The organism is Cupriavidus metallidurans CH34 (assembly GCF_000196015.1).
Lineage (GTDB): Bacteria > Pseudomonadota > Gammaproteobacteria > Burkholderiales > Burkholderiaceae > Cupriavidus > Cupriavidus metallidurans.
The window spans coordinates 102,385-129,284 of the sequence record NC_007974.2 but is presented as its reverse complement, the minus strand read 5'-3'; the positions used below and the strand labels follow the sequence as shown (position 1 = coordinate 129,284).

Genomic DNA, 26,900 nt, shown 5'->3' with positions numbered 1-26,900 from the left:
GGCTGCTAGGCGGCAGCGACGGGACGTCCGCCAAACGGGTATCCCGGGTCGTTGTACCCGTGCGTCGACGCATGTCCGCGCGGCACCAGGCCGTCGACCATGGCTTCTTCCGCCGGGGTGATCGCCGCGGCCACCGCGCCAAAGTAATCCTCGAATTGCGCCAGCGTACGCGGGCCAGCGATCACCGAACTGATGATCGGGTTGGCAAGCACCCACGCGGTGGCGAATTGGCCCGGCGTCAGTCCACGACCCTCGGCATGGCTCTTGAGCGTCTGCGCGATGACCAGCGATTCCTCGCGGAATTCGGTTTCCATGATGCGCCTGTCCGCGCGGCCGGCGCGCGTTTCCGCACCGGGTGCCTGGCCGGGTAGATACTTGCCGGTCAGGACACCACGCGCGATCGGGCTGTAGGGCACCACGCCCAGGCCGAAGTGCTGGCAGGCGGGCAGGATCTCGACTTCGGGCACCCGGTTCAGCAGGTTGTAATACGGCTGACAGGCAACCGGACGCGGCACACCGAGCCGGTCGCACAGCGCGGCGATTTCCGCGATGCGCCAGCCCCGGAAATTCGACACGGCCCAGTAGCGGATCTTGCCGGCCCGGATCAGGTCACCCATCGCACGCACGGGCTCTTCGAGATTGGCGCCGGCGAAATCGCGATGCAGGTACAGGATGTCGATGTAGTCGGTGGCCAGACGGGTCAGGCTGTCTTCCACCGAACGCATGATCCACGTGCGCGAGTAGTTCGACTGGTTCGGGCCACTACCCATCGCGTTACCGAGCTTGGTCGCCAGCACCCAGTCGTGGCGACTGCCGGCCAGCAACCGTCCTACCATCTGTTCGGATGCCCCCTTGCTGTACACGTCGGCGGTGTCGATAAAGTTCACACCGTGCTCACGCGCGCTGGCGACGATGCGGGCGGCCTCGGCCTCGTCGGTCTGATCGGCGAACATCATCGTGCCCAGGCACAGGGTCGAGACGTTCAGGTTGCTGGCGCCAAGGCGGCGGTATTGCATGGCGAAATCTGGCATGGTGGATTCCTGAATAGGACGAGCGGGGAGGACTTCACGCATTGTGCCGCGTTGCGGTAGAGCTTGCAGGGCGCCAGATGTCTGCCGGGCGGCGGCGAAAAAAAAGCGGCACGATCGCTCGTGCCGCTTTTCCGTCCGGAAACGTGCCTTGCTCAGTCTTCGAGCTTTGGCAGCGCCGCGCTGGTCTGGTTCGACAGCAGGCCGGACTTGGCGTACGTCTGCAGCTTCTCGCGCGTGTCGACGATGTCGAGCGTACGCATCGTGAGTTGGCCAATACGGTCCAGCGGCGTGAACATCGACTCGCCCTTTTCCATCGTCAGGCGCTCGGGCTTGTACGTCAGGTTCGGCGACGTCGTGTTCAGGATCGAGTAGTCGTTACCGCGACGCAGTTCGATCGTCACCTCGCCGGTCACGGCGCCAGCCACCCAGCGCTGGGCGGTTTCGCGCAGCATGATGGCTTGCGGATCGAACCAGCGGCCCTGGTACAGCAGGCGGCCCAGACGGCGGCCGTTGTCGCGGTACTGCTCGATGGTGTCTTCGTTGTGGATACCGGTGATCAGGCGCTCGTAAGCGATGAACAGCAGCGCCAGGCCCGGGGCTTCGTAGATGCCGCGGCTCTTGGCTTCGATGATGCGGTTCTCGATCTGGTCGCTCATGCCCAGGCCATGACGGCCACCGATGACATTGGCTTCCATGAGCAGGTCGACGGCATTGGCGAACGTCTTGCCATTCAGCGCCACCGGCTGGCCTTCCTCGAAGCGCACGGTCACTTCCTCGCGCTTCACTTCGACGTCATCGCGCCAGAACTGCACGCCCATGATCGGCTGGACGATGCGGATGCCGGAATCCAGGTGCTCCAGATCCTTGGCCTCGTGCGTGGCGCCGAGCATGTTCGAATCGGTCGAGTACGCCTTTTCCGCCGACATCTTGTAGGCATGGCCGTGCTGGCGCATGAACTCGGACATTTCGGCGCGGCCACCCAGTTCGTCGATGAACTGCTGGTCCAGCCACGGCTTGTAGATCTGCAGACCCGGGTTGGTCAGCAGGCCGTAGCGGTAGAAGCGCTCGATGTCGTTGCCCTTGAACGTGCTGCCGTCGCCCCAGATGTTGACGCCGTCTTCCTTCATGGCCGCCACCAGCATCGTGCCGGTCACGGCACGGCCGATCGGGGTCGTGTTGAAGTAGGTCACGCCGGCGGTCGAGATATGGAACGCGCCGCATTGCAGCGCGGCGATACCTTCGGCCACCAGTTGGGTGCGGCAATCCACCAGACGGGCGGCCTCGGCGCCGTACGCCATGGCGCGGCGGGGGATGTCGTCGTAATCCGGTTCGTCGGGCTGGCCCAGGTTCGCCGTGTAGGCGTAGGGAATGGCGCCCTTCTGGCGCATCCAGAGGAGCGCGGCGCTGGTATCGAGTCCGCCCGAGAAGGCGATTCCGACGCGCTGGCCGGAAGGAATGTGCTGCAGGATGGTAGTCATCGCCAGAAAACCAGGTGAATTTGTCGGCTCTTGGGGCGCCCCCGCACGATCGCGTCATGCGGCGAGCCGGTCCGGCGCCCGAAACTCGTAACCGTGAATTGTGACATGGCCCGGCGTCAGCGCCAAACGGCAACGGTGAAACAAGCCTTTCGCGACCCGTCATATCTGTCCCCGAAAATAGATGTGGACATCCCCCGGACTCTCGCCTAATCTTTGTGGACGCCGTACACAAGTACCGGTTCAGCCCCCCGCCCGGCCGTATTGGGCGCCCAATCCACAGGAGTTATCGATGTCCTCGAAAGTCCAGCCGTATCTGTTTTTCGATGGTCGCGCTGAGGAAGCGGCCGAGTTCTACAAGACCGCCCTGGGCGCGCAGGTTGGCGCCATGCTGCGCTACCGCGATGGCCCCAAGGATGCCGGTCCCGGCTGTGGTCCGGCCGTCATCAACCAAGACAAGATCATGCATATGGCGCTGCAAATCGGCGATGCCGTGATCATGGGGTCCGACGGGGAGGCCAAGGGCAAGACCGAGTTCAAGGGCTTCGGCCTTTCGCTGAACGTGGCCAATGCCGCCGAGTGCGACAAGACGATGGAAAAGCTCGCCGAGGGTGGCCAGATCAACATGCCGCCGTCGCAGACGTTCTTCAGTGAGCGCTTTGGCATGGTCACCGACAAGTTCGGCGTGATGTGGATGGTGATCGCCGGGCCCAAGGAATAACCTGGGCCACTGGGCCACTGATCATCGTTGCCGTTCTCCGGCTGGCCGTACCGTACAGTCCCGTACAATGCGCGGCCAACCGGAGAACACCATGGAATCCCGCCTGACCGATCTGGAGATCAAGGTCGCCTTCCAGGAAGACCTGATCGAGACGCTGAATCTCGCCGTCGCCCGCCAACAGCAGCAGATCGATCTGTTGCAGGCGCAGTTTCGCGCGCTGTACCAACAAGTGCGCGCCAGCGCACCCATGGCTGCCGAGTCCGATCCGCAGCACGAAATCCCGCCGCACTACTGAAACCTGTCGATGGCCCGCACCGGCATCACATGTCGGAACGATCACCGCGCGGCACGGGTCTGACTGCGTAACTTTGATTCGCATCCCGGCCATGTCCCGTACCCTGATCAACCGCCTGTCCCACGCGCGCCGCCCGTTGCTGGCCCTGGCCATTGTCGCGGCGGCGCTGGGCACTGCCCACGCCGGCTACAACGTCTGGACTGGCGAATACACGTTCACCAAGGACGAGTTGCAAAGCGCGGTGGACAAGCGCTTCCCGGCCACGCTGCGCTATGGCGAACTGGTCAGCGTGCGGCTTTCGAACCCGCGCCTCGTGCTCGACGAGGCCGGCAACCGCATCACCACCCGGGTGGACGCGGCGCTCTCGAACACGGTAATCCCGTCCCCGCCGGTCAACGGCTCGCTGGCGCTGAACAGCGGCGTCCGCTACGACGCCACGCGCCGCGCGGTGCTGCTGGACAACCCGACGGTGCAGGACGTGGAGGTGCAAGGCATGAGCCAGTACCGCGAGCAACTCAACGCCATTGGCGCCGTGGTCGCCCAGCAACTGCTGAAGGACTATCCCCTGTACACGTTCAAACCCGAAGAACTCCGCTTCAACGGCAAGGACGTCGAGCCGGGCGCCATCACCGTGGCGCCCGACGGCATCCGCGTGCAGGTCAACCTGCGCTAGCGTCCCGCGCGAAACGCCAGCGCCAGCCCCACCGGAATGGCAATCATGCCGACCAGCGCAAGCGGCGCGGGCCGGTTGCTCAGCGCGACGAAGTCCAGCAGAACGGTCACAGGCGGCACCAGATAGAACAGGCTGGTCACGTTGACCAGGTTACCGGCCTGGATCAGCCGGTAGAACAGCAGCGTCGCCACCACCGAAATCACGATCCCCATCCAGAGCAGCGGGAAAAAGAAGCCCGGCACGTGCTCGAACCGGAACGGCTGGAACGGCACGCACAGCAGGCACATCGCCAGCGCCACCGTGTACTGCAGCGGCAGGATCTCCACTGCGGCCTGCCGGATGCCTTTCTGCCCGATGGCGCCTACCGTCATGCACGCGAGCGCGGCCAGAGCAGCACCCCAGCCAGCCATCGAGAACCTTGCGGCCATCAGGCTATCGGCCACGATCGTCACCAGCCCGGCCAGCGCCAGCGTCAGACCCGCCAGCCGCGCTACCGACACGCGCCGCTCCATCCAGAGCAAAGTCAGGATTGGCTGCACGCCCAGCACGGTAGCCAGCACGCCTGGCGTCATGCCGAAATCCAGTGCCAGCAGGTAGCTGATCGAGTAACCGCCGATCATCAGCGCGCCCGTCACCGCCACACGCACACGCGTACCGGGTGCTGGCAGCATGCACCGGCGTGCCACGCCGATGGCGGCGAGCAGGGGCAGCGCGATGACGAACCGCAACGTGAGAAACGCAAATGGCGAGGCATGGGAAAGTCCCACGCGGCTGAAGATCGCGCCTCCACTCCAGAGCAGCACAAACAAAGGGGTTGCGCCATACACGGCAAGCGCGTGCATGGACGTGCGCATGGCGGATGCGTCCGCCATGACGTCCTTTTCGGAATTCATAAATTGTCCTGTCAGAAACCACGCAGGCTCCGGCGCGTGCCGCGCGCGATGCGCGAGCACGTCTTCGTCAGCGATACCGGAGACGTCAGTCGGCTGGAATCAGCCGCGCGGCGGCGCGCAGGGGGGCGCCGTGACAGAAACAGGGGTCATGAGATGACTGGTTGGGGGGCACCCGAAGATATCGGGCAATGCGTCGATCCTAGCGGCGGGCGCCGCCGTGGTCAATCGGTGGTCAGTCGGTAGTCAATCGCCGGCCAGCCCGATCCCGCTCGCCAGCGCAGACAGTGTGGGCCCGATCGGCGCGGATACCTTGAGTGTCAGCAGCGGATCGGCGCGCGTGGTGCCAAGGTTCAGCGCGGCGATCGGCAAACCTAGCTCGTTCGCCCACAGGCAGAAGCGATAGCCCGAAAACACCGTCAGCGACGACCCGACCACCAGCACGGCATCGGAGCTGGCGAGTGCCGCCCGGCCGGTATCGACGCGCTCGCGCGGCACCGACTCGCCAAAAAACACCACATCTGGCTTGAGCACGCCCTCGCATCGCTCGCAAACCGGCACCGCGAAATTGTCGAACAACGGCGACTCCAGATGCGCGTCGCCGTCCGCGGCGGGCAATGCCGTCATGTCACGAAAATCGGGATTGTGTTGCCAGAGCCAGTGCTGCAGCTCCGCGCGCGGGTAGCGCGTGGCGCACGACAGGCATACGACCTGCCTGATGCTGCCGTGCAACTCGACGACATCGCGGCTGCCCGCCTGCTGGTGCAGTCCGTCCACGTTCTGGGTAACCAGCGCCGACACGCGCCCGGCATCGCCAAGCCGCGCCACCACGCGATGGCTGACATTCGGGTGTGCCCCCGCCGCCACCGGCCAACCGACCATGCTGCGCGCCCAGTAGCGCTGCCGTGCCGCGTGACCGCTCATGAACGCGCTGATGGTCATCGGCGCCGAGCGTTGCCAGCGGCCTTGTTCGTCGCGATAGCCCGGAATGCCGGAGTCCGTGCTGATGCCGGCGCCGGTCAGGACGAACAGGCGCCGATGCCGTTCAACGAAGTCCTGAAGCGCGGCGGAATGGTTCACGAATGCGTTGCGGCGTTATCGCGAGCGGCCTGGCGAGCGGCCTGGCGCGCCTCCCATGCCCGCAGTTCCTGGCGATAGCGCTCCATCTCGTCGTTGTAGAAATCGAAGACGCATGGATCGCAGCCGCTGCCGCAGCACTCGTTGTCGCCGGGTCTTTCGGGCGGCGCGGGTTTTGGATCGTCGGGGGGCGCGTGGAAATGTTCTGCGGAAGACACGGAAGACACGGAAGACACGGAAGACACGGAAGACACAATGGAATCAGGTACGGCGCCAGTATATGCCGCATCGGCTATCCCGCGCCGGAGCGGACAGAAGCCGACATGCGTGGCCGCCGATCTGAATGGTTCCGGCGCGCGTGATGAATTGTTTTGATCTTGGCGCATGGCATACGCCACATGCGGACCACACTGCTAGTGTTGAAGGTCGCGGCAATGTCCTTCGCCGCCCCCTCTTCTTCATGTCATCTGCGATGCGCCACGCCTCTGCCCTTCTTCGCTGCGCCGCATGGTTGGCAGTGCTGTGTTCGGGCGCGATAGCCGGCCCGTCGGCACTGGCGGCCGAGCCCGCCGCGGCATCGGCGCCGCAGGGCCGGCCGAAGATCTGCCTGGTGCTTTCGGGCGGCGGCGCGCGTGGCGCGGCCCATATTGGCGTGCTCAAGGTGCTCGAGGAACTGCGCGTGCCGATCGATTGCATCGCCGGCACCAGCATGGGATCGATCGTCGGCGGCGCGTACGCGACCGGCATGAGCACGTCGGACATGGAGAAACTCGTCGGCGGGCTGACGACGGGAACGATCTTCAATGAGCGCCCGCCCCGTCAGGATCTGGCCATTCGCCGCAAGATCGACGACCACACGAACCTTTTCACGCCCGAGATCGGCGTGCGCTCGGACGGCCTGCTTTTGCCCAAGGGTGCCGTCTCGGGCGTGCAGCTCGAAACCGTATTGCGGCAGCTCGCCAATGCTCCCGGCTATCGCAACTTCGACACACTGCCGATTCCGTATCGGGCAGTCGCCACGGATCTGGTCGCAGGTACGCCGGTGGTGTTCAGCCAGGGCGAACTGGCCAACGTGATGCGGGCAAGCATGTCGGTGCCGGGCGCGGTAGCGCCCACCGAGTATGAAGGCAAGCTGCTGGTCGATGGCGGCCTGACCGACAACCTGCCCGTCGACGTGGCGCGGGCGATGGGCGCGGACATCATCATCGCCGTCAATCTCGGCACACCGCTGATGAAGCGCGAAGAGCTGACCTCGATCATCGGGGTAACCGGACAGATGCTCAACATCCTGACCGAGCAGAACGTGCGCACATCGCTGGCCTCCTTGAGGCCCACCGACATCCTCATCAAGCCCGAATTGGGGGATTTCTCGGCAGGTGATTTCGACCACCTGCCCAAGACGATCCCGATCGGCGAGGCCGCCGCACGGAAAGAGGCGAGCCGGCTGTCCGAGCTGTCGATCCCGCCGGCACAATACGCCCAACTGCGCGCGCGACAGGTGGCGCTGCCGCCGCCCGACGTGCGGCCCGTCGACGAAATCCGCTTTGCGCCGATGGAACGTGTAAATCCGGAGTTCGCGGCCGCCACGATGGAGACCAAGCCCGGTGAGCCGATCACGCAGGCCACTCTCGATCGCGACATGCGCCGCCTGTTCGGCACCGGCGACTTCGAGCATGTGAACTATCGCTTCCTGGAGGAACCGGGCAAGCGCGTGCTTTCGGTCGATGCGATCGAGAAATCCTACGGCCCCGACTATCTGCGCTTCGGTCTCGGGCTGAGCACCGACTTCCGCGGCGATGCCTACTTCAACCTGCTGGCCAGCTACCGCCGCACGTGGCTGAACTCGCTCGGGGCGGAGTGGCGAACCGATGCGCAGGTGGGTCAGACTTCGAGCCTGATCAGCGAGTTCTACCAGCCGCTCGATACGCGCCAGCTTTTCTTCGTGGCGCCACGTATCGAACTGGAGCGGCGGCCAGTCAATGTCTTCAGCGGCAGCACCAGACTGGCCCAGTACGATCTGCGCCGCACCGACTTCGCATTCGACATCGGCAGCCAGATCACCAAGTACGGCGAGGCCCGGCTTGGCGTGGTCGTTGGAGAGCAGAATGCTTCGCTATCCACCGGCCCCGCGTATCTGAGTCCCGGCCCTGGCCGCGTCAACCGGCGCGCCATCGAAGGCCGGCTGGTCGCGGATCAGCTCGACAACCTCAACTTCCCGCGCTTCGGGTACGGCGGCACGCTGAACGTCTACGCCTCGCAGGGTGGCATGGGCGCGACCGATACCTATACCAAGGGCGATATCTCAGGCGCGTGGGCATACTCGATCGGCAATAACACGCTCAGTTTGGCGTTCAAGGCCGGCAGCAATATCGGCGGCCCCGCCCTGCCGAAGTACGACCTGTTCCAATGGGGTGGCTTCCTGCAGCAGTCGGGGTACAGCACGGGGCAACTCATCGGCGGCAATTTGCAGTTCGCGCGGATGGTCTACTACAACAAGCTGATCCACCAGACGTTCTTCGACGGCGTCTACGCCGGCTTCTCGCTTGAGGCCGGGCGCGTCGGCGCGCCGCTGGTGCCGGGTAGTCCAACCGGGCTGCTGAAGTCGATGGCGGCATTCCTGGGCATCGACAGCCCGGTCGGGCCGCTTTACCTCGGCTATGGCCGGGCGACGGGCGGCAGCTATGCGTTCTACCTGTTCCTGGGCAAGCCTTGAAGATGCCTTTTGAGGAAGCCTTGAGCAATCCTGAAGCCGCCGCGAACAGCCCCTGAGCGGCCGATGCGCCGCCCGGCGCCGGCTGCCAGTGCACTCCCCCCTCCTTAGTTGTATTTAATGTCTCTGTACCCCTACCTATACTCGATTCGTCGTCAGGACCCCCGTCTTGACCGACACCCCCTTCCCCGTCGCCGTCCCGACCGGCGACATTTTTTTGTCCAGAAGGCGGCAATCAGCGCTCTGGGGCGTTAAGATGCGCGATTATCGAACGCTCCCCCGCACCGTTTTATCCGCCATGGACGCTCCGAGCCCCAGCCCCATCAGTCTCAAACCGGCGCAAGCCGACACCGTGCGCGCTGCCAAGCCGCCCGCCGACATCCTCGGCAGCTTTGCCGGCGATCCCAACTTCATGCTCTCGCTAGCGCGCGGATTGACCGTGCTCGAGGCATTCTCCGAACGCAAGCGCCCACTGACTATTTCTCAGGTGGCACAGCGCACGCAGTTGTCGCGCGCTTCGGTCCGCCGCTGCCTCTACACGCTGGAACAGCTTGGCTACGTCAGCCAGCAGGACGGCCACTTCGCGCTGCGTCCGCGCGTGCTGCACCTTGGCCACGCATTTTTCTCGTCGAGTGCGATCGTCTCTCTGGCGCAGCCCGTTCTGGATAGCCTCAGCGCGCGCGTGCACGAGACCTCGGCGCTCGCCATCCTCGACGGCACCGACATCCTGTATCTGGTTCGCTCGGAAGTGCAGCGCGTGCTGACGCACTCGCTCGGCATGGGCAGCCGCCTGCCGGCCTATTGCACGTCCACCGGCCGCCTGTTGCTGGCCCATCAGCCGCAACCGATCCTGGAGGCGTTCTTCGACCATGCTGAACTGCGCCCGCGCACGCTGCTGACCAAGATCTCGCGTCCTGAGCTCGAGGCAGCCTTCCAGCGCGCCCGCGACATGGACTATGTGCTGATCGACGAGGAACTGGAGCCGGGATTGCGCGCAATCGCCGTGCCAGTGCGGTCGCAGGCCGGCGTGGTGCTGGCGGCCATCAGCGTCAGCGTGAAGGCCAACAAGGTGTCGGAAGGGGAAATGATTGCGCGGCTGCTCGGCCCCATGCGGGAGGCGGCAGCCGCGATCGGCAAGATGATTGGCAACTAAGCGGAAACTGAGCGGAAGCTAAGCGGAAACTGAGCCGCTTTCCGCTTGCGCCGGGGTGTCAGCCCCGGTGCGCCAGTTCGAGCTGGAACACCAGGCGCTGCAGGAAGTTTTCCATGCGGCCGTCCGGGTTCAGGAACGCGCATCCGTAGTGGTGCACGGTGTTGTCGTCGAAGCCCACCAGCCAATGACCCACCACCTGCATGTCGAGCTCCAGTCGGCCGAGTTCGGCAAAGTCCAGCAGGCAGCGCTTGATCACGGTGCCCACGGGCAACTGGTCAGCGCCCACCGCGCGCGAGCGCAAACCCACCCCTGACAACGACAAGTCAGCAATATCGAGCTGCAGCGCCTGCTTTTCCGTCTCGGGAATTCGCAGTTCGCAGCGGTAGCCCTTGGTCAGCAACGTGCGCGCGCGAAAATGGCGGCGGCGCTGGAAGTGGTACAGCTTTTCGGGAAAATCGGCGATGAACGCGGGACCGCCTTCGAAGCGCGTGGCGCCCGGCGTGCCAACGATAAAGTTGACCGGCACTCCGCGCAGCAGGCCGGAAAAGGCGTTCTGCTCGGACGACATCAATGCCTGACGCTCACCATCGGCACGGCACCAATCGAAAATGAAGGTCTTGTTGGCCGGATCGACATGCAGGATCGACGTCACGATCTCGGAGCCGCCCTTCGAGCGCACATTCAGCAGGCACTTCTGCCAGGCCATATCGCGCAGCACGGTGCCGATCTGTGAGCTGTGCGTCAACCGGTAGCGTTCATCCGACTGGGCCGCAGCGTCCCGCTCGTCGGCCTCGCCATCGACCTGGGACTGTGATTGGGCCAGCTTGGACCCGATGGGTTCTTGAAGACTCATGGAGATACGCTACATCGAAAGGGTTGCGCCACAACGCACCCTTTTGGGGGGCGGGAACTGGAAAGCGGTGACAGCTCGCGGCGACCAGCCGCCGCATGGTAAGCGCCACCCGAAGGTGGCGCAAGCACCTGCCATATGCTTCGGCAAAATACGACGTAACTTTAGCGACAGACTTCCGAGGGGTGGCGCACGTAACGCTTCTTCCACTTCGCGACGCACTCGAATGGCGATAACGGCGCCACCTTGCTATGCCTGTGAAGATGCGTTTGCCTCGGCATGGAGCCAGTCGAACAACGCCAGCCGGCGCGAGTCATGCTCGAACGGCACAGGCGAAAGCAGATGGTACGCCGAGCCATCGGCCACGAAGCCCCGGGGTGCGGCCATGCGACCGTCGGACAACTCGTCATAGGCCATCAGCTCCGAAGCAATCGCCCAGCCCAGCCCGGCGGACGCGGCCTGCAGGCTTAGATAAAAGTGCTCGTACCAGACGTCCGTGCTGCCAGTGAGTACATACCCCGCGCTACGCGCCCAGCGCTGCCAGGCATCGGGTCTAGTGCGCGTATGCAGCCAGGGCATTGCATCGAGCCCGTGATCTGCCAGATCCGGCCGGCAAACCGGCCCCACCCGCTCGGGCGTCACCTCCCGCGTGTGCCAGCGCGTATCGAACGGGAAATCATTGCGACGCAATGCCACGTCGACACCGCTACGCGCAAAGTCGATCGCGCCGCCAGCAGCCATCAGATGCAACGGGATATCGGGATGCCGAGCGGAAAACCGTGCCAACCGAGGAATCAGCCAGCGCATGGCGATGGTTGGCTCGCATGACAACACCAGCGCGGTGTTCGCAGCGGGCTTGCGGATGCGCTCGACCGCCGCCGCAAGCAAGTCCATCGACTGCGTGGCCGCGGACTGGAGAGTGCGGCCAGCCTCGGTCAGAAAGACCGCGCGATTACGCCGTTCGAACAGGCTCACGCCGAGTTCGGCTTCAAGCTGGCGGATCTGCCGACTGATCGCGCCGTGGGTCAGGTGCAACTCGTCGGCCGCGCGGGCGAAGTTCTGGTGACGCGCGGCGGCTTCGAAGAAGCGAATCCAGCCGAGCCAGTGCATCGATGGCATGCCAATCAGTCAGTTTTTCTCACGGAATATGGCGAGTATATATTGTTTGCCGTACCCGTTTCTGCGAATAAAAATGGCATATGTCGTGCCATCGAATACACGGCTTACGCAACGAAAACTGACTGAAATACCACAACAATGACCCCACTCGCCGAACTGCTGGCCGTCGCGGCCATCACCCTTCTTGCCGTCATCAGCCCTGGCCCGGACTTCGCCATGGTCACGCGCAACAGCTACCTGTTTGGCCGCCGCACCGGGCTGCTTTGCGCGCTGGGCATCGCGCTCGGCGTGCAGGTACACGTCGCCTACACCATGTTCGGCGTGTCACTGCTGGTGCGCCACGCGCACGGGCTGCTCTCGATCATCAAGCTGGCTGGTGCGGCCTACTTGATCTGGATCGGCATTCAGACACTACGCAATCGCAAGGCGTTGGACGTCGACGCCGATGGGGCACCCGCCGTTTCGGGACTGGTGGCGTTTCGCATGGGTTTCCTGACCAATGCGCTCAACCCGAAGACCACACTGTTCGTGGTCAGCACGTACTCGCAGGTCGTCAACGCGCACACGCCCGCCGCCGTGCAGTTTGGCTATGGATTGTTCATGTCGGCCACGCATTGGGTCTGGTTTAGCATCGTCGCGTGGTGTTTCGGCTCGAAGTCGCTGCGTGCCACGATGCTGCGATACCAACGACAGCTCGATGTCATCATCGGGACTGCCCTATTCGGGCTGGGCGTGGCACTTGGCGTCAGGTAGCCCACCGCATTGAGCAAGCCATCCAGATACTGCATGCAACATGCGTTACAGCCGTTACATGGCAGATCTGAAGCCAACACTCAGAGCGGCTGTCCGGGCGATCACCGGCCGAGCGGCACGGCGTGACAGGTGTCAGCGTTGGGGGCAGCGGTCTGGACCGTTCGCGACAAGTGGATAGACGGCCCGCGCCACATGCCGCGCGCCCTGTCGGTCAAGCACGCTCTCGAACAGGACGAACCGGTCGATCGTGCAGGCAGGCAGCGACAGTGCCCGACGGGCCGCCAGCCAGTCCCGCAGTACATGCTCCGGCACCTCAGGCCGGCAACGTGCCAGGGTCAAATGTGGCCAGAAGCGGCGGCGCTCGGGTGGAATCCCTTCGCGCTCCAGCGCGGCGGTGATGGCGTCGACCAACGCCTGCATCGGCGCCGACGCCTCCAGCCCGGCCCAGAGTATGGCGCCCTGGCGGCCACGAAAGCGGCCGACACCCTTCACCTGCAACACCACGGACGGCGCAGCTACCTCGGACAACACCCGTTCAATCCGCACCGCCGTGGGGTCATCCTGCTCGCCCAGAAAGCGCAGGGTCAGGTGCAACTGCGCGGCCATCGTCGGCCGAATGCCGTGCTGTGCGGGAACGATGCGCAGCAGGTCGGCCACCAGCGCGGCGGGAGGCTGGATGGCGACGAACAGACGCGCCACGCGCGCTCCCGCCTTCGTCAGTCCAGGGCAAGGGCGGCCTGACCCAGCGCCGTGGCTTGCAACTGGCCCGGATAAAGCACGCCCTCCAGCGTCAGCAGCGCACGCTTGCGGTCCACGCCGCCCGCGTAGCCGGTCAGGTCGCCGGACGCGCCAAGCACGCGATGACACGGAACGATGATCGACAAGGGATTGCGCCCCACGGCACCGCCCACCGCCCGCGAATGGCTTGGCGGCAAGCCGAGCCCCGCGCCGAGTTGTCCGTAGGTCGAAGTCTCACCAAATTCGATATCGCACAGCGCTTGCCAGATCCGCTGCTGGAACGCGCTGCCAACCAGCCGGAACGGGACGGAGAATCCATGCAATGCCCCGTCGAAGTAGGCGCCGAGTTCCATCGCGGCCTGCTCCAGCACGCGCGCATCCGCTGCGGGCATCGCCGAGACGGGAGTGGGACGCGCCAGCCCGGGGTAGTACTTCTGGCCGGCAAAGAACACGCCGGTCAACGCGCCGCCATCGGCACGCAACAGCATGTCGCCCAGCGGGCTGTCGATGATGTGATGGCTGCTCATGCCGCCTGCTCCTCGATATCGCTACCCTGAAGCTTCAGCGCTTCGTAGCGGTGCCAGAGATGGATTGCCGCATAGGCGCGCCACGGCGCCCATCCGGCGGTCTTCGCCTGCATCCCGCGAACCGTATCGACGCCCAGCACCTTGCGCAGCGCATAGTCGGTGCCCGGAAATGCGTCAGGCCAGCCTAACGCGCGCATTGCGACGTATTGCGCCGTCCAGTCTCCGATGCCATCGATGGCACGCAATTGCGCCACGGTCACCTCAGGTGGCGCGTGGGGATCGAGATCGATTTCATGGGCAGCCACGCTGCGGGCCAACGCACGAATCGTCCGGGTCTTCGCGGCGGTCACGCCAGCCGCCCGATATGCCTCGTCGGGCAATGCAGCCAGAGCCTGCGCGGTCGGGAAGGCGTGAGTCAGCGGCGCCTGGCCGGCAGGCGTGGTCAGTCCCGCCTGGGCCGCTTCCGGCAACGGCTCGCCGGCCACCTGCGCCAGCCGAGCCAGAATGCGCCGCGCCTGCACCACCGGAATCACCTGACCGACGATCGCGCGCACCCCGATCTCGAATCCGTCGAACGCGCCGGGCAGGCGCATTCCAGGCGTCCGCGCAGCCAGTTCGCCCAGGTGGGCATCGACGATGTCGGGGCGACAGCCCAAATCGCATAACCGCCGGACCTTGCCCAATGCCTGCGGAATCACGGGCGCCAACGCGCCGGACAACGTGATGCGCAGCACCGCGCGCCGCGCCACATGCTCGAGCCGCACGCAGCCCGCATGACACCGGCCACCCGCTTCGATCGACAACGTGCGCGAGTACACCTCGCCATCACATTGTTCGATGCCGTCGACGGCACGCACGGCCAGAAATCCGAGCAGCGCCCCCCACGCCATCGGCGGCCGGTAGCCGAGCTCGAACACGAGCCGGTCCGCCATGCCATCTGCGGCGCGCTTGCGCATCGCCAGCGGCGTCAGGCCATAGCGTTCCTTGAGCACGTCGTTGAACCGCCGCACGCTGCCAAAGCCGGCTGCCAGCGCCACCTCGGTGACGGGCAGCGCGGTGTCTGTCAGCAGGCGCTTGGCCAGCAGTAGCTTTTGCGTCTGGGCGTACTCATGCACCGACACGCCGAACTCGGCATCGAACAGGCGGCGCAGGTGACGCTCGGTCACACCGATCCGCGCGGCCAGCTGGGCCACGCCCGCGCCGGCCATGAAGCCTTCGTCGATCAACGTGGCGGCCGCCTGCGCCAGCCGGCCGGAGATGTCCGCCAGCCCATGCCCCGGCGCCAATTCCGGGCGACAACGCAGACAAGGCCTGAAGCCGTGTTTCTCCGCGGCGGCGGCGGTCTCGTAGAACGTGCAGTTCTCGCGCTTGGGCGTGCGCACGGCGCAAATCGGCCGGCAGTACACGCCCGTCGACGACACCCCGACGAAGAAGCGTCCGTCGAAGCGCCGGTCATGCGAGGCCACGGCCTTGTAGCAGGTGTCAGGATCGAGTTCCATGCCATGCATCCTACGCCTTTACGACATGACAAACCCGCTGGAATCGGACATTCGCCTCGGGCCCGGATGCCGCCGGCGGTCACGATTGTTGGCCCCGAATCTGAAAGTGTGCCGGCACGCGGTTCGCGTGTCGTCCATCCGGCTAGAATCCTTGCAGACGGCCAACCGGCGCCGTCTACGGAGAATTCATGCGTCGTCTTGTCACCAGTTTTGCCGCCAGCTTCGTCACCGGCGCGGCTTGCTTCATTTTGGCGGGCCTGAGCGCCCTGCCCGTGCCCGCCTTCGCCGCGCGGCCGAGCAGTGTCGCGCCCCCGCCACCCGCAGCGCCGGTCATCCGCGCGGAGCGCGTGGCCGCCGTGGAAGGCATCACCGAGTACCGGCTGCCGAACGGCCTCCGGATCCTGCTCGCCCCCGACGACGCCCAGCCGACCACCACGGTGAACATGACCTACCTCGTGGGCAGCCGGCACGAGAACTACGGCGAAACCGGCATGGCGCACCTGCTCGAGCACCTGATGTTCAAGGGCACGCCGTCATTGCCGGGCCGGACGATTCCCACCGAGTTCGCCCGGCGCGGCATGCAGTTCAACGGCACGACGGCGCAGGACCGCACCAACTATTTCGAGACCTTTGCTGCCAGCGACGACAACCTCGACTGGGCGCTCCGGATGGAAGCGGACCGCATGGTCAACAGCTTCATCTCGCGCGCCGACCTCGACAAGGAAATGACGGTCGTGCGCAACGAGATGGAGATCGGTGAGAACAATCCGATGCGGATGCTGCAACAGCAGATGTACGCGGCGGCCTATCGGTGGCACAACTACGCCAAGGCGCCAATCGGCGCGCGCAGCGATGTGGAGCGTGTCGGCATCCAGAACCTGCAGGCGTTCTATCGACGCTACTACCAGCCCGACAACGCAGTGCTGGTGGTAGCCGGGCAGTTCGATCCGGTGCGTGCGCTGTCACGGATCGAGCAGGCGTTCGGGCCGATTCCGCGGCCCACGCGCGTGCTCCCGACCGAGCACACCGTGGAACCGCCGCAGGAAGGCGCCCGGGAACTGACGCTGACGCGCCCCGGGGACAGCAGCATCGTGGCCGCGATGTATCACGTCGCGCCTGGCGCGCACCCCGACACCACGGCCCTCGCGCTGCTGACGGTCATCCTCGCCGACACGCCGGGAGGGCGGCTCGAGCATGCGCTGGTGGACACGCGCAAGGCGGCATGGCAGATGTCGATGTTCGACGCGATGAAGGATCCCGGCGTGATCCTGTTCGCGGCAGGGACAGGCAAGGACCGGCCCATCGAGCCGGTGCGCGCGGCGCTGCTTGCGGAAATCGAAGGACTGGCCGCAAAGCCAGTCACCCAGGACGAACTGGATCGCGCCCGCGTGCGGATGCGTAACGCGTACGAGAAGATTCTCAACGATCCGGCGCGCTATGGCGTGGCGCTGTCCGAATCCATTGCAAAGGGCGACTGGCGCCTGCTCTTTATCGCGCGCGACCGCGTGGAAACCACCACGCTGGAAGACGTACAGCGCGTGGCGGAGAACTACCTGCGCCAGACGAACCGCACGGTCGGCGAGTTCCTGCCCGGAGACAAACCCCAGCTTGCGACCATTCCGCAGTCGCCCGACGTGGCCGCGCTGGTACGCGACTACGCCGGCAAGGCTGTCGCGCAGGCCGTGCCCACGTTCGACCCAAGCCCGGCCAACATTGACGCCCACACGGTGCGCCAGACGCTTCCAAACGGGATGGAGCTTGCGCTGCTATCCAAGCCCACGCGCGGCGAAGCGGTCAATGGCACGCTGGTCCTGCATCTGGGCAATACCCAGTCGCTGCAAGGGAAAACAGCGATTGGCTCGCTGACGGCCGGAATGCTCGACCGTGGCGCGGGCGTGTTCAGCCGCCAGCAGATTGCGGATCGGTTCGAGGCGCTCAAGGCCAATGTATCGATCTCGGGCAGTTCGGAGCGGCTGACGGTACGGTTCGAGACGCACCGTGCCTACCTGCCCGACCTGTTGGACCTGTTGCGAACGGTGCTGCGCATGCCGACATTCCCGTCGGCCGAACTGGAAACCCTGCGCGCCAGCAGTATCGCGGGGGTAGACAGCCAGCGTCGCCAGCCCAACGCGCTGGCACCGAACGCCCTCGGGCGCCATGGCAACCCATATCCGGCCGAAGATCCACGCTACACGCCAACCTTCGACGAAAGCGTGGCCAGCCTCAGGGGCGTGACGCAGGCCGATCTGCGCGAGTTCCATGCGCAGTTCTACGGCGCCGACCACGCGCAGCTTGCGATCGTCGGTGACTTCGATGCCGCCGACGCCGCGAAGCAGATCCAGTTCCTGTTCGGCGACTGGCGGGCCCAGGTACCGTTCGAACGCGTGGATCGCCCGTTCATCGCCATTCCGGCGGCCAGCTTCACACTCGACACGCCTGGCAAGGCCAACGCTGTGTACCTGGCATCGCAACCCGTCGATCTGCTCAACGACTCGCCGGACTACCCGCTGATGCTGATCGCAGCCAGAGTGCTCGGCGGCACCGGTATGCGCAGCCGGTTGGCCGATCGGTTGCGGCAGCAGGAAGGCATCAGCTATGGCGTCTCGAGCTCGCTGTCGATTGGCGCACTCGACCGCGCAGGACGCTTTGCCTTATGGGCCGTCTACGCACCGCAGAACCAGACGCGCCTGCGCGACGCGGTGGGTCAAGAGATGCAACGCTTTGTGCGCGATGGCATCACATCCGTCGAGTTGTCGGAAGCCGTCAGCGGGCTGCTGCAACAGGGCCTGATCAGTCGCACAAGGGATGGCCTTCTGGCTGGGGCGCTGGCGAATCAGCTTTACCTTGGACGCACCATGGCCCATACGGCCGAAGTGGAGGCTCGCATCAGCAAGGCCACGCCGGAGGCGGTCAATGACGCGATCCGGCGTTACCTGAGTCCGGATACGTTGACGCAGGCATTTGCCGGAGACTTCGGCTCGGGTGCAGGCACCCCGGCAGCAACGGCGGCGGAACCCGCCACCGCGCCGGCAGCCGCCCCAGCGGAACCGGCCAGACCATGATCCGGCAATGCAGCGGGATATGTCGGAAACGTCATGCCCAAAGCCTTGAGACCTGACGACAATCACTGTATATTTATACAGTGATTGTTCAGACTAGAGGTATGGATGTCGATCGTGCGAGCTGGCAGCAAGGCAGAAGCGCTCAGGCTTCTGGCCTCTGAGCGGATGCTTGCGCTTGAGCTGGATTACGAGACCGGATGGCAGGACGCCGTCGAACTCGGACGGCTCGGAGAGAAGCGCGGTATCAAGGTGCAGTACCGCGGACAGGAGAGCATCGCTGTCCGCTCCCATGACGCCCTGATCGAAGGGCTTGGCAAACCCAAGACAACGTTCCGGCAACGCAATCTGTATTGCCAGTTCGATCTCGGCACGATGGCCGGCCAGCATCTTCTGGAGCTCGAGGCCAAGGCGAGCCGCCTCGGCGACTACATCCTGGCGGGGCACCTTCTACGCGATGTGGACGGCGTGTGGGCGTGACAGGTTGAGACCGGCGCCGGCGGTAGTTGTGGTGATGGTGGCAATGGCGTTGCCGGCGATTTCCCCAGTTACAACAAGGATGGCGGCATCGTGCACCGTTGCCGCATCCGACAGCGCAATCGCAAAGGCTGTTGCTACTGCTATTACTACGGCCGGTGTTATTGCCAGACGCGCATCGCGCCGGCCCAGCGGGCGGCTGCGGAGGTGTGCATCATCGCGCGATCCGCTTCGTTGGCCGACTGGGACTCGACTGCCGCGCCGTCGATGGCCGTGCAGCACAACACGCCGGTCACCAGTGTCTTGATATTCCCGCGTCCGGTGCTGGCCAGCGCGGCCAGACGGTCATAGCCGTCCAGCACGATCAGGTGGTCGCCGTCGCGTGGATGCATCTCGAGCGTGTACAGGTGATCGCACTCGCATTGCATCCTGCCGCCCGATACCGCGACGACGATCGCGCTGGGAAGCGCCAGACCGCTGTCGCGTACCGAGTTCAGCAACCGGTCCAGATGGGCTTGCGCGCGATAGTCGCGCGCCGAATGCGACGGTTCCGGGCCGCGGCTCAGCGACATCAGTTCGTCCGGGGATACGACCAGCGTGTAAGCCTGCAGCGTCGTGCGATACGTCGCCACCACGGCACGAAGCCGGTGCACTGCGTGGAGATCGTCCTGGGACACCTTTGACTGCTGCCCCGCCGTGACCGGCCCTTGCGAGGCCGTTACCTGGAACCTGCTCATCCTGTCTCCTATCCCCTCAGGCCCATCTGGCCTGATCGTTCCGGCTTTCTTGAGCCTTGCTCAGTCGCGCAGCAGTTGCTTGGCGATGATGAGCTGCTGGATCTGCGTCGTGCCTTCATAGAGGCGCAGCAGACGCACGTCGCGGTAGAAGCGCTCGGCCTTGTATTCGGCGATATAACCCGCACCACCGTGGATCTGCACCGCGCGGTCCGCTACGCGGCCCACCATCTCGGTACAGAACATCTTCGTGCACGATGCCAGCATGCTGACTTCCGGATCGCTCTTGCCAGCCGGCTTCGCATCATAACGCTGTGCGCAATCGCGCACCATCGACAGGCCCGCATAGAGTTCGGCCTGGCTGTCGGCCAGCATCCCCTGGATCAGTTGGAAATCGCCGATCGGCTTGCCGAACTGCTTGCGCTCCTTCGCATACGCCACGGCGTCGGTAATCAGCCGGTGCGCCATGCCGCAGGCCAGCGCCGAGATGTGCAGGCGGCCACGGTCCAGCACCTTCATCGCCGTCTTGAAACCCACGCCCGGAACGCCGCCGATGATGTTGGCGGCCGGCACGCGCACGTTTTCCAGCACCACGTCGCACGTCTTGGTACCGCGCTGGCCCATCTTCTTGTCCGGCTTGCCCAGTGAGATGCCCGGGGTATCGGCCGGCACGATGAACGACGAAATGCCCGACGCGCCTTGGCCACCCGTGCGTGCCATTAGCGTGAACGCCCCCGCGCGCGGCGCGTTGGTGATGAACCGCTTGGTACCGTTGATCACGTAGTGGTCGCCGTCGAGGTCGGCGCGCGTTTGCAGCGAGGCGGCGTCGGAGCCGGCGTTCGGCTCGGTCAGCGCGAACGAGATGATCAGTTCGCCGCTGGCGATCTTCGGCAGATAGGTCTGCTTCTGTTCCTCGGTGCCGTCCATCAGGATGCCCTGCGAGCCGATACCCACGTTAGTGCCGAACACCGAGCGGAAGGCAAAAGCAGTGTGGCCCAAGTCGTAGACCACATCGCATTCCTGCGACATCGACAGGCCGATGCCACCATAGCTCTCGGGAATCGAGATGCCGAACAGGCCCATTTCCTTCATGTCGGCCACGATATCGGCCGGCACATCGTCAATCTCTTCGAGCGTGTCCTCGGCCGGCTTCAGGCGATCGTCGATAAAACGCTGCACCGAAGCGCGCAGCAAGGAAAAGGATTCGGCGTCGAGGGCCATGGCAATCTCCGGTGATTCAGATGCGATAACGAAGGCGAACAATGGTACGCGGACTACCGAATTTGACAATCCACTGCGACTTGGACAGAACCGAAAGTATTTTTTGACAATAAGCCAGATTGCAGATTATCGATCACATTTCTTTTTGGCGAGGGTTTCGCGGGTGTAGCCGTAGCCCACGCGCAATTGATGCTCGACAGCATCGGCCTGGTCCAGGCAGGAGAACACGAGATCGTCCTTGAACTTCTGCGTGACGCCCTTGAGCCGTGGGGCCTCATAAGAAATCTCCCGCGCGCGGCAGCGCAGGAACAGCAGCGTTTCCTCCGACGCCGAACGCAGCTGCGACTGATCGACGCGCTGGCATTGCACGAGGTCGGGTTCTGCCTGCGCGATCAATGGCATGAGCAACAACTGCGGTAGCAGAATCAGCAGATAACGCAAAACTGGCATTGGCAGGCTTCGGAAAAGATCGGCAAAGACTTGGATAAGGGGGCTGGGGCGCAATCCGCAAGCATCATTGCGCAGCGTGAAGCGTCATGCAAGCCATACGGTCACGTGAGACGCTAGCCAGCCAAATTCCGCGCCAGCCCACAGCAGCATTTGCAGAAACACTATTCACCGGCAAAGACAATGTTCCGCGAACCCAGCGCGGGCCGGGCCCTTCCGAATATGGCTGGCAACCATCTGCGCACTTCTGCTGTGCAGTCTTCGTTTTACGAGTTACGCTAAGTAAGCACACGGGCCCCAGTGTGCGACGTCGCTCCCGCCACGAACCGCCTGGCCTCGTCGCCCATTGCGCCCGCCCCCATCCGGCGGCAAGCCCCACCGCCAAGAATCAGAAGGTCCTATGACAGACACCGCCTCTTCCGTCACCACCGGTACGGCACCCTCCCCAGAAGAAGTCAAAAAACGCATCTTCGCGATTGTTGCCGCGTCGTCCGGCAATCTGGTGGAATGGTTCGACTTTTATGTCTATGCGTTCAGCGCGATCTATTTCGCGTCATCGTTCTTCCCCAAAGCCGACCCCACCGCGCAGCTCCTGAACACCGCCGGGGTGTTCGCGGCCGGCTTCCTGATGCGGCCGATCGGCGGATGGCTATTCGGCCGCATTGCCGATCGCACCGGCCGCAAGCACTCGATGGTGATCTCGGTCACGATGATGTGCTTCGGCTCGCTGATGATCGCCTGCCTGCCGACCTATGCCGCGATCGGCAACCTGGCGCCAGCGCTTCTGCTGCTGGCCCGGCTGCTGCAGGGCCTCTCGGTCGGTGGCGAGTACGGCACTACCGCCACGTACATGAGCGAAGTGGCGCTCAAGGGCCGGCGCGGCTTCTTCTCATCGTTCCAGTACGTGACCCTGATCGGCGGTCAGCTGCTGGCCGTACTGGTGATCGTGATCCTGGAGCAGTTGCTGACCGAGGCCGAACTGAAGGCCTGGGGCTGGCGCATCCCGTTCGTGGTTGGCGCGGTCACCGCGGTGGTGGCCCTGCTGCTGCGCCGCACGCTGCATGAAACGACCACCGCCCAGTCGCGCAACAGCAAAGGCGCCGGCACCGTGGGCGAGCTCTTCCGCCACCACAAGGCCGCGTTCTTCACGGTGCTCGGGTACACGGCCGGCGGCTCGCTGATCTTCTACACGTTCACCACGTACATGCAGAAGTACCTGGTCAACACGGCCGGCATGCCGATCAAGACGGCCAGCTACGTGATGACAGGCTGCCTGTTCCTGTACATGTGCATGCAGCCGCTGTTCGGCATGTTGTCGGACCGCATCGGTCGCCGCAACAACATGCTGATGTTCGGCGCGCTGGGCGCAGTCGCCACAGTGCCGATCCTGACCGCGCTCAAGACCGTCAGCAGCCCCGAGATGGCGCTGTTGCTGATCTGCGTGGCGCTGGCCATCGTCAGCTTCTACACGTCGATCAGCGGCATCGTGAAGGCCGAGATGTTCCCGCCGGAAGTGCGTGCGCTGGGCGTCGGCCTGGCATACGCGGTCGCCAACGCCATTTTTGGCGGCTCGGCCGAATATGTGGCGCTGGGCCTGAAATCGATCGGGCACGAGAGCGCGTTCTACTGGTATGTCACCGCGATGATGGTGGTGGCGTTCCTGGTCAGCCTGCGCCTGCCGCGCCAGGCCAAGTACCTGCATCACGAGCACTGACCGGCCACCCGCCGCAGTCATGGCAAACTGAGGGGCCTTCGGGCCCCTTTTTATTTGCACGCGCCCTTCGCTCTCCTCCCCGCCATGGATCTCAACGCCCTGCGCCTGTTCGTCGATATCGTCGACGCTGGCAATCTCAGCGCCGCCGCGCGCAAGCTCAAGATGACGCGCGCCAACGTCAGCTACCACCTCAAGGCTCTGGAGGAGGAACTCGGCGTGCAACTGCTGCGCCGGACGACCCGGCACGTGGAACCGACGCCGGTGGGCGCCGGACTGTACGAGCACGGCAAAAACATCCTGGGCGAAGTGGCTGCGGCCAACGCGCTGATCAGCAGCATGGGCAAGAGCCTCCAGGGCCATGTGCGGCTGTCGGTACCCACCGGTCTGGGTCACACGATGATCTCGCCGCTGCTGGTGCGCTTCAAGCAGCGCTATCCCGATATCACGCTCGACGTCGTCTTTGACAACCGCATCCACAACCTCGTCTCCGAGGATGTGGAAGTGGCGTTGCGCATCATCTCCACGCCTCCCGACTCGGTCGTTGCCACCGAAATCGGCGGGGTGGACTGGCTGCTTTGCGCCGCGCCGTCGTATCTGGCCGGACGCACGCCGCCCGCGCACCTTGCCGACCTGACGACCCATGCGATCGTGTGCGCGTCGCCGATCGGGCAGAAACTCAAGGTGTCAGGCACGCGCGACGGCACCGCCGACCGCGAACAGGTGGTACTGGAGCCAACCCTGAGCTCCGAGAACTTCGCGTTCCTCAAGGAGGCCGTGGTCGGCGGGCTCGGCATCGGCATTTTTCCGCTCTATGCGGTGGACAAGGAACTGGCCAGCGGCGCGCTGGAATCGCTGCTCGGCGACTATCAGATCAGCGCGTTCGGCAGCAAGCTGTACATGCTGACCATGCCCAATCGCTACCAGACCATGGCAACGCGCTACCTGCTTACGTTCCTGAGAACAGAGCTGCAGGCGATCTGGCCGCGCATTCGTGCCGGCGGTGCCGACAGTGCCTATAGTGAGAACACTCAGGACTAAACTGCGCGTGGCTCGCGTAGGAAGGAAGGCAATCATGGCAATGGCAGGCACTCTGGCTGGCCGGCTCAGCCGTATGAACAGCCAGTTCGACATCATTCGTCATCCTTACAGCCTCAGCAGCATGGCCACTGCGCAGGCTGCCCATGTACCAGGAAACCGTCTGGCCAAAACGCTGTTGCTCGAGGACGAAGGCGGCTATGTGGCGGTTGTGATTCCTTCGAGTCACCATCTGCAGATGTCAACCATCTGCGAGATGACCGGCCGCAAGCTCGTGCTCGCGCACGAGGATGAGATCCGCGAAGTGTTCAAGGACTGCGACCTTGGCGCCATCCCGCCTTGCGCGATGTCGTACGGCATGCAGACCTACGTGGACGAAAGCCTGTTCGACGAACCGGAAGTCTGGTTCGAGGCCGGCGACCACATGGAACTCGTGCACATGCAACGCGATCAGTTCATGACGCTGATGAGCGATGCGGAAAGCGGCAAGTTCTCGCACCGCATGATGTAGCACCCTTCCCTTATGTCTTCAGGGGGGCGACAGTGCCGCCGACACGGCGGCGCTGTCGTCTTTCAGGTCCACGCCGGACCGACCGAGCGCGACCGCCCCTTGCATCAGGAACACCAGCCTGTCCGCCGCCTGCGCATAAGACAGTCCTTCGGGCCGCACGTTGGAGATGCAGTTGCGCTGGGCATCCGTGCGCCCCACACGGGGGTCGAATGTCAGGTAGATCCCAAGGCTATCCGGCGAACTGAGCCCCGGACGCTCGCCAATCAGCATCACCACCTGCCGCGCACCAAGGCGCTCGCCAATCTCGTCGCCCAACGCCACCCGCGATTGCCGCGCGACCACCACCGGTCCAACCCGCCAGTCATGCAGACGCGCCAGCACGGCCTGCAGCAGCGGCACCGCGTGGCGCTGCGCGGCCAGTGCGGAAAGCCCGTCGGCGATCACGAAGACGACATCGTATGGCTGCGCCGATGGAACGAGTCGCGCGCGGCTCTCGGCATCGAGACTTCGGCCCAGGTCAGGGCGACGCAGGTACTGGTCGCGATCCGCCGCTGCGCCATGCGCGTGCAGCACGTGCAGCGCATCCAGGCCGGCATCGCGCAGCGCGGTTTCCAACGCCGCCACATCGAGCGCCAGATGCACGGCATCACGCGCCTGTGCATGGGCCAGGCCAAACGCCAGGATCGACGCGGTCTTCTGCGCGTGACCGGTGCGGCCGATGGCGATGCGGGCGCGTGTGAACTGGCGCAAGCGCGCCCACGGGTCTTCGGGGTTCGCTGGCGTCGACATGGTGTTCCTCCTCCCGTTCAAAGCGTGTCCGCCATGGTCAGCAGCGCCTGGCGCGTGCCAGGCTCCAGCAACCGCCCGCCCGCGTCGACAATGCCCATCTTGCGCAGCCACGCCTCGAACTCCGGCGCGGGCCGCAGGCCAAGGACTTCGCGCAGGTACAGCGCGTCATGAAACGACGTGCTCTGGTAGTTCAGCATGATGTCGTCGGCGCCGGGCACGCCCATGATGAAGTTGATGCCCGCCACGCCAAACAGCGTCAGCAGGTTGTCCATGTCGTCCTGATCGGCCTCGGCGTGGTTCGTGTAACAGACGTCGCAGCCCATCGGCACGCCCAGCAGCTTGCCGCAGAAGTGGTCCTCAAGCCCGGCCCGGATGATCTGCTTGCCGTCGTAGAGATACTCGGGACCGATGAACCCCACCACGGTATTGACCAGCAACGGCTCGAACCGGCGCGCCACCGCATACGCGCGCGCCTCCATGGTCTGCTGATCCACACCATGGTGGGCGTTGGCGGAAAGCGCGCTGCCCTGGCCGGTCTCGAAATACATCACGTTGTGCCCCACCGTGCCGCGCCGCAGCGACAACGCCGCCTGCCGTGCCTCTTCGAGCAGCGCCAGAGAGATGCCGAACGCTGCATTGGCCGCCTGGCTGCCAGCCACCGACTGGAACACCAAATCGACCGGCGCGCCCAGCTCCATCACGCGCAAGGTGTTGGTGACGTGAGTCAGCACGCAAGACTGGGTGGGTATCTCGTAGCGGATGCGAATGTCATCCAGAAGCTTCAGCAACGTGGTGATCGCCCCAAGGTTGTCGCTGGCCGGGTTGATGCCGATGGTGGCATCGCCGCAGCCGAACAGCAGCCCGTCGATGATCGATGCGGCGATGCCGCGCGGGTCGTCGGTCGGATGGTTCGGCTGCAGCCGCACGGATAGGCGCCCGGGCAGCCCGATGGTGTTGCGGAAGGCGGTGACCACCGCGCATTTGCGCGCCACGGCCACCAGGTCCTGGTTGCGCATGAGCTTGCTCACGGCCGCCGCCATCTCGGGGGTGACGCCTGGCGCCACCCGCGCCAGCGTGGCCGTATCGGTGTCGTGCCGCAGCAGCCAGTCCCGGAACTCCCCGACGGTCAGGCTGGCAAGCGCCGCGAACGCCTGCGCGTCGTGGCTGTCCACGATCAGCCGGGTGACCTCGTCGGCCTCGTAAGGAACCAGCGGCTCCGCAAGGCAATGCGCCAGCGGCATGTCCGCCAGCGCCATACGCGCCGCCATCCGCTCTTCTTCGCTGGCGGCGGCGATACCCGCGAGGGCGTCGCCCGACCGGGCCGGACTGGCCTTGGCCAGCAGCGTGCGCAGATCGTCAAAGACGTGTCGGCGTACGCCGACGGTATGCGTGAAGGCCATGC

Annotated in this window: 26 protein-coding genes; 11 read left to right on the top strand and 15 right to left on the bottom strand. The window is 64.8% G+C overall.

The window, feature by feature from the left end:
* Positions 1-5: 5 nt before the first annotated feature.
* Entirely contained in the window at positions 6-1,031 is a 1,026-nt protein-coding gene (locus tag RMET_RS18720) for an aldo/keto reductase (RefSeq protein ID WP_011518133.1), read from the bottom strand.
* A 152-nt stretch (positions 1,032-1,183) separates the two neighbouring features.
* A complete protein-coding gene (argG, locus tag RMET_RS18715) occupies positions 1,184-2,509 on the bottom strand; it encodes an argininosuccinate synthase (protein WP_008645466.1) in 1,326 nt (441 codons plus the stop codon).
* A gap of 289 nt (positions 2,510-2,798) precedes the next feature.
* On the opposite strand from argG, the gene RMET_RS18710 reads away from it, so the two are divergent.
* The 3 genes from RMET_RS18710 (at position 2,799) to RMET_RS18700 (ending at position 4,195) form a co-directional block, all read left to right on the top strand.
* The gene (locus RMET_RS18710) at positions 2,799-3,227 is read left to right on the top strand and encodes a VOC family protein (protein ID WP_008645464.1); all 429 of its coding nucleotides are present in this window, start codon (positions 2,799-2,801) and stop codon (positions 3,225-3,227) included.
* A 91-nt stretch (positions 3,228-3,318) separates the two neighbouring features.
* Positions 3,319-3,522 carry a SlyX family protein gene (locus RMET_RS18705; protein ID WP_008645462.1) on the top strand — a complete coding sequence of 68 codons (204 nt, stop codon included), beginning with the start codon at positions 3,319-3,321 and terminating at the stop codon, positions 3,520-3,522.
* A 91-nt stretch (positions 3,523-3,613) separates the two neighbouring features.
* Positions 3,614-4,195 (top strand): DUF1439 domain-containing protein, encoded by a 582-nt coding sequence (locus tag RMET_RS18700; RefSeq protein ID WP_011518132.1) that lies wholly within the window; start codon positions 3,614-3,616, stop codon positions 4,193-4,195.
* Here RMET_RS18700 and RMET_RS18695 read toward each other — a convergent pair.
* The 3 genes from RMET_RS18695 to RMET_RS18685 form a co-directional block, all read right to left on the bottom strand.
* Positions 4,192-5,049: a DMT family transporter gene (locus RMET_RS18695; RefSeq protein WP_029309837.1), complete on the bottom strand. Its 858-nt coding sequence runs from the start codon at positions 5,047-5,049 to the stop codon at positions 4,192-4,194. The two genes, RMET_RS18700 and RMET_RS18695, sit on opposite strands and share 4 nt — an antisense overlap.
* A gap of 282 nt (positions 5,050-5,331) precedes the next feature.
* Positions 5,332-6,165 (bottom strand): NAD-dependent protein deacetylase, encoded by an 834-nt coding sequence (locus RMET_RS18690; RefSeq protein WP_011518130.1) that lies wholly within the window; start codon positions 6,163-6,165, stop codon positions 5,332-5,334.
* On the bottom strand, positions 6,162-6,380 hold the full coding sequence (locus tag RMET_RS18685; RefSeq protein WP_035821166.1) for an oxidoreductase-like domain-containing protein: 219 nt from the start codon (positions 6,378-6,380) through the stop codon (positions 6,162-6,164). Before RMET_RS18685 ends, RMET_RS18690 begins: the two co-directional genes overlap by 4 nt.
* 242 nt (positions 6,381-6,622) lie before the next feature.
* On the opposite strand from RMET_RS18685, the gene RMET_RS18680 reads away from it, so the two are divergent.
* Both RMET_RS18680 and RMET_RS18675 read left to right on the top strand, forming a co-directional pair.
* Positions 6,623-8,875, top strand: a complete 2,253-nt coding sequence (locus tag RMET_RS18680) for a patatin-like phospholipase family protein (protein ID WP_011518128.1) — start codon at positions 6,623-6,625, stop codon at positions 8,873-8,875.
* A gap of 295 nt (positions 8,876-9,170) precedes the next feature.
* Positions 9,171-10,025, top strand: coding sequence for an IclR family transcriptional regulator domain-containing protein (locus RMET_RS18675; RefSeq protein WP_008645453.1), 855 nt, complete (start codon positions 9,171-9,173; stop codon positions 10,023-10,025).
* Between the two features lie 58 nt (positions 10,026-10,083).
* On the opposite strand, the gene RMET_RS18670 is transcribed toward RMET_RS18675, so the two are convergent.
* Complete coding sequence (locus RMET_RS18670) at positions 10,084-10,878, bottom strand: flagellar brake protein (protein WP_011518126.1); 795 nt, start codon at positions 10,876-10,878, stop codon at positions 10,084-10,086.
* A gap of 246 nt (positions 10,879-11,124) precedes the next feature.
* Positions 11,125-11,985, bottom strand: coding sequence for a LysR substrate-binding domain-containing protein (locus tag RMET_RS18665; protein ID WP_011518125.1), 861 nt, complete (start codon positions 11,983-11,985; stop codon positions 11,125-11,127).
* A gap of 147 nt (positions 11,986-12,132) precedes the next feature.
* Here RMET_RS18665 and RMET_RS18660 point away from each other — a divergent pair, with 147 nt between their 5' ends.
* The gene (locus RMET_RS18660; protein ID WP_011518124.1) at positions 12,133-12,747 is read left to right on the top strand and encodes a LysE family translocator; all 615 of its coding nucleotides are present in this window, start codon (positions 12,133-12,135) and stop codon (positions 12,745-12,747) included.
* 132 nt (positions 12,748-12,879) lie between these two features.
* Here the strand turns inward: RMET_RS18660 and thpR are convergent, their stop codons facing one another.
* The 3 genes from thpR to RMET_RS18645 are packed head-to-tail and all read right to left on the bottom strand — an operon-like array spanning position 12,880 to position 15,511.
* Positions 12,880-13,446 carry an RNA 2',3'-cyclic phosphodiesterase gene (gene thpR, locus RMET_RS18655; protein ID WP_011518123.1) on the bottom strand — a complete coding sequence of 189 codons (567 nt, stop codon included), beginning with the start codon at positions 13,444-13,446 and terminating at the stop codon, positions 12,880-12,882.
* Between the two features lie 17 nt (positions 13,447-13,463).
* Positions 13,464-14,012, bottom strand: a complete 549-nt coding sequence (locus RMET_RS18650) for a methylated-DNA--[protein]-cysteine S-methyltransferase (protein WP_011518122.1) — start codon at positions 14,010-14,012, stop codon at positions 13,464-13,466.
* Positions 14,009-15,511 carry a DNA-3-methyladenine glycosylase 2 family protein gene (locus RMET_RS18645; RefSeq protein ID WP_011518121.1) on the bottom strand — a complete coding sequence of 501 codons (1,503 nt, stop codon included), beginning with the start codon at positions 15,509-15,511 and terminating at the stop codon, positions 14,009-14,011. The genes RMET_RS18650 and RMET_RS18645 overlap by 4 nt, the downstream gene beginning before the upstream one ends.
* 188 nt (positions 15,512-15,699) lie before the next feature.
* On the opposite strand from RMET_RS18645, the gene RMET_RS18640 reads away from it, so the two are divergent.
* Both RMET_RS18640 and RMET_RS18635 read left to right on the top strand, forming a co-directional pair.
* Positions 15,700-18,573 carry a M16 family metallopeptidase gene (locus tag RMET_RS18640; protein WP_011518120.1) on the top strand — a complete coding sequence of 958 codons (2,874 nt, stop codon included), beginning with the start codon at positions 15,700-15,702 and terminating at the stop codon, positions 18,571-18,573.
* A gap of 105 nt (positions 18,574-18,678) precedes the next feature.
* Entirely contained in the window at positions 18,679-19,050 is a 372-nt protein-coding gene (locus tag RMET_RS18635; protein ID WP_011518118.1) for a hypothetical protein, read from the top strand.
* Positions 19,051-19,208: 158 nt separating this feature from the next.
* Here RMET_RS18635 and RMET_RS18630 read toward each other — a convergent pair whose 3' ends face one another.
* The 3 genes from RMET_RS18630 to RMET_RS18620 all read right to left on the bottom strand — a co-directional run bounded on the left by RMET_RS18630 (position 19,209) and on the right by RMET_RS18620 (position 21,452).
* The gene (locus tag RMET_RS18630) at positions 19,209-19,784 is read right to left on the bottom strand and encodes a hypothetical protein (RefSeq protein WP_011518116.1); all 576 of its coding nucleotides are present in this window, start codon (positions 19,782-19,784) and stop codon (positions 19,209-19,211) included.
* Between the two features lie 60 nt (positions 19,785-19,844).
* Positions 19,845-21,002, bottom strand: coding sequence for an acyl-CoA dehydrogenase family protein (locus tag RMET_RS18625; protein ID WP_011518115.1), 1,158 nt, complete (start codon positions 21,000-21,002; stop codon positions 19,845-19,847).
* Positions 21,003-21,128: 126 nt separating this feature from the next.
* The gene (locus RMET_RS18620; RefSeq protein WP_011518114.1) at positions 21,129-21,452 is read right to left on the bottom strand and encodes a hypothetical protein; all 324 of its coding nucleotides are present in this window, start codon (positions 21,450-21,452) and stop codon (positions 21,129-21,131) included.
* A gap of 397 nt (positions 21,453-21,849) precedes the next feature.
* Here RMET_RS18620 and RMET_RS18615 point away from each other — a divergent pair, with 397 nt between their 5' ends.
* From RMET_RS18615 to RMET_RS18605, 3 genes are all read left to right on the top strand, one after another.
* Positions 21,850-23,163 carry an MFS family transporter gene (locus RMET_RS18615; protein WP_011518113.1) on the top strand — a complete coding sequence of 438 codons (1,314 nt, stop codon included), beginning with the start codon at positions 21,850-21,852 and terminating at the stop codon, positions 23,161-23,163.
* An 84-nt stretch (positions 23,164-23,247) separates the two neighbouring features.
* A complete protein-coding gene (locus tag RMET_RS18610) occupies positions 23,248-24,201 on the top strand; it encodes a LysR family transcriptional regulator (protein ID WP_011518112.1) in 954 nt (317 codons plus the stop codon).
* Between the two features lie 34 nt (positions 24,202-24,235).
* On the top strand, positions 24,236-24,709 hold the full coding sequence (locus RMET_RS18605) for an aminoacyl-tRNA deacylase (RefSeq protein ID WP_011518111.1): 474 nt from the start codon (positions 24,236-24,238) through the stop codon (positions 24,707-24,709).
* An 18-nt stretch (positions 24,710-24,727) separates the two neighbouring features.
* Here RMET_RS18605 and eutC read toward each other — a convergent pair whose 3' ends face one another.
* Together eutC and RMET_RS18595 are read right to left on the bottom strand one after the other, a co-directional pair.
* On the bottom strand, positions 24,728-25,498 hold the full coding sequence (gene eutC, locus RMET_RS18600; protein ID WP_011518110.1) for an ethanolamine ammonia-lyase subunit EutC: 771 nt from the start codon (positions 25,496-25,498) through the stop codon (positions 24,728-24,730).
* 17 nt (positions 25,499-25,515) lie between these two features.
* Positions 25,516-26,898 (bottom strand): ethanolamine ammonia-lyase subunit EutB, encoded by a 1,383-nt coding sequence (locus RMET_RS18595; protein ID WP_011518109.1) that lies wholly within the window; start codon positions 26,896-26,898, stop codon positions 25,516-25,518.
* Between the last annotated feature and the right edge of the window lie 2 nt (positions 26,899-26,900).

Excerpts from the sequence above, each read along its gene's own strand:
- RMET_RS18625 (WP_011518115.1), bottom strand. The coding sequence starts at position 21,002 with ATGGCCCTCGACGCCGAATCCTTTTCCTTGCTGCGCGCTTCGGTGCAG.
- RMET_RS18700 (WP_011518132.1), top strand. The coding sequence starts at position 3,614 with ATGTCCCGTACCCTGATCAACCGCCTGTCCCACGCGCGCCGCCCGTTG.
- RMET_RS18695 (WP_029309837.1), bottom strand. The coding sequence starts at position 5,049 with ATGCGCACGTCCATGCACGCGCTTGCCGTGTATGGCGCAACCCCTTTG.
- eutC (WP_011518110.1), bottom strand. The coding sequence starts at position 25,498 with ATGTCGACGCCAGCGAACCCCGAAGACCCGTGGGCGCGCTTGCGCCAG.
- RMET_RS18665 (WP_011518125.1), bottom strand. The coding sequence starts at position 11,985 with ATGCACTGGCTCGGCTGGATTCGCTTCTTCGAAGCCGCCGCGCGTCAC.
- RMET_RS18605 (WP_011518111.1), top strand. The coding sequence starts at position 24,236 with ATGGCAATGGCAGGCACTCTGGCTGGCCGGCTCAGCCGTATGAACAGC.
- RMET_RS18610 (WP_011518112.1), top strand. The coding sequence starts at position 23,248 with ATGGATCTCAACGCCCTGCGCCTGTTCGTCGATATCGTCGACGCTGGC.
- RMET_RS18705 (WP_008645462.1), top strand. The coding sequence starts at position 3,319 with ATGGAATCCCGCCTGACCGATCTGGAGATCAAGGTCGCCTTCCAGGAA.
- RMET_RS18680 (WP_011518128.1), top strand. The coding sequence starts at position 6,623 with ATGTCATCTGCGATGCGCCACGCCTCTGCCCTTCTTCGCTGCGCCGCA.
- RMET_RS18615 (WP_011518113.1), top strand. The coding sequence starts at position 21,850 with ATGACAGACACCGCCTCTTCCGTCACCACCGGTACGGCACCCTCCCCA.
- RMET_RS18675 (WP_008645453.1), top strand. The coding sequence starts at position 9,171 with ATGGACGCTCCGAGCCCCAGCCCCATCAGTCTCAAACCGGCGCAAGCC.
- RMET_RS18670 (WP_011518126.1), bottom strand. The coding sequence starts at position 10,878 with ATGAGTCTTCAAGAACCCATCGGGTCCAAGCTGGCCCAATCACAGTCC.
- RMET_RS18595 (WP_011518109.1), bottom strand. The coding sequence starts at position 26,898 with ATGGCCTTCACGCATACCGTCGGCGTACGCCGACACGTCTTTGACGAT.
- RMET_RS18720 (WP_011518133.1), bottom strand. The coding sequence starts at position 1,031 with ATGCCAGATTTCGCCATGCAATACCGCCGCCTTGGCGCCAGCAACCTG.
- RMET_RS18710 (WP_008645464.1), top strand. The coding sequence starts at position 2,799 with ATGTCCTCGAAAGTCCAGCCGTATCTGTTTTTCGATGGTCGCGCTGAG.
- RMET_RS18645 (WP_011518121.1), bottom strand. The coding sequence starts at position 15,511 with ATGGAACTCGATCCTGACACCTGCTACAAGGCCGTGGCCTCGCATGAC.
- RMET_RS18650 (WP_011518122.1), bottom strand. The coding sequence starts at position 14,012 with ATGAGCAGCCATCACATCATCGACAGCCCGCTGGGCGACATGCTGTTG.
- RMET_RS18660 (WP_011518124.1), top strand. The coding sequence starts at position 12,133 with ATGACCCCACTCGCCGAACTGCTGGCCGTCGCGGCCATCACCCTTCTT.
- RMET_RS18630 (WP_011518116.1), bottom strand. The coding sequence starts at position 19,784 with ATGAGCAGGTTCCAGGTAACGGCCTCGCAAGGGCCGGTCACGGCGGGG.
- argG (WP_008645466.1), bottom strand. The coding sequence starts at position 2,509 with ATGACTACCATCCTGCAGCACATTCCTTCCGGCCAGCGCGTCGGAATC.
- RMET_RS18640 (WP_011518120.1), top strand. The coding sequence starts at position 15,700 with ATGCGTCGTCTTGTCACCAGTTTTGCCGCCAGCTTCGTCACCGGCGCG.
- RMET_RS18635 (WP_011518118.1), top strand. The coding sequence starts at position 18,679 with ATGTCGATCGTGCGAGCTGGCAGCAAGGCAGAAGCGCTCAGGCTTCTG.
- RMET_RS18620 (WP_011518114.1), bottom strand. The coding sequence starts at position 21,452 with ATGCCAGTTTTGCGTTATCTGCTGATTCTGCTACCGCAGTTGTTGCTC.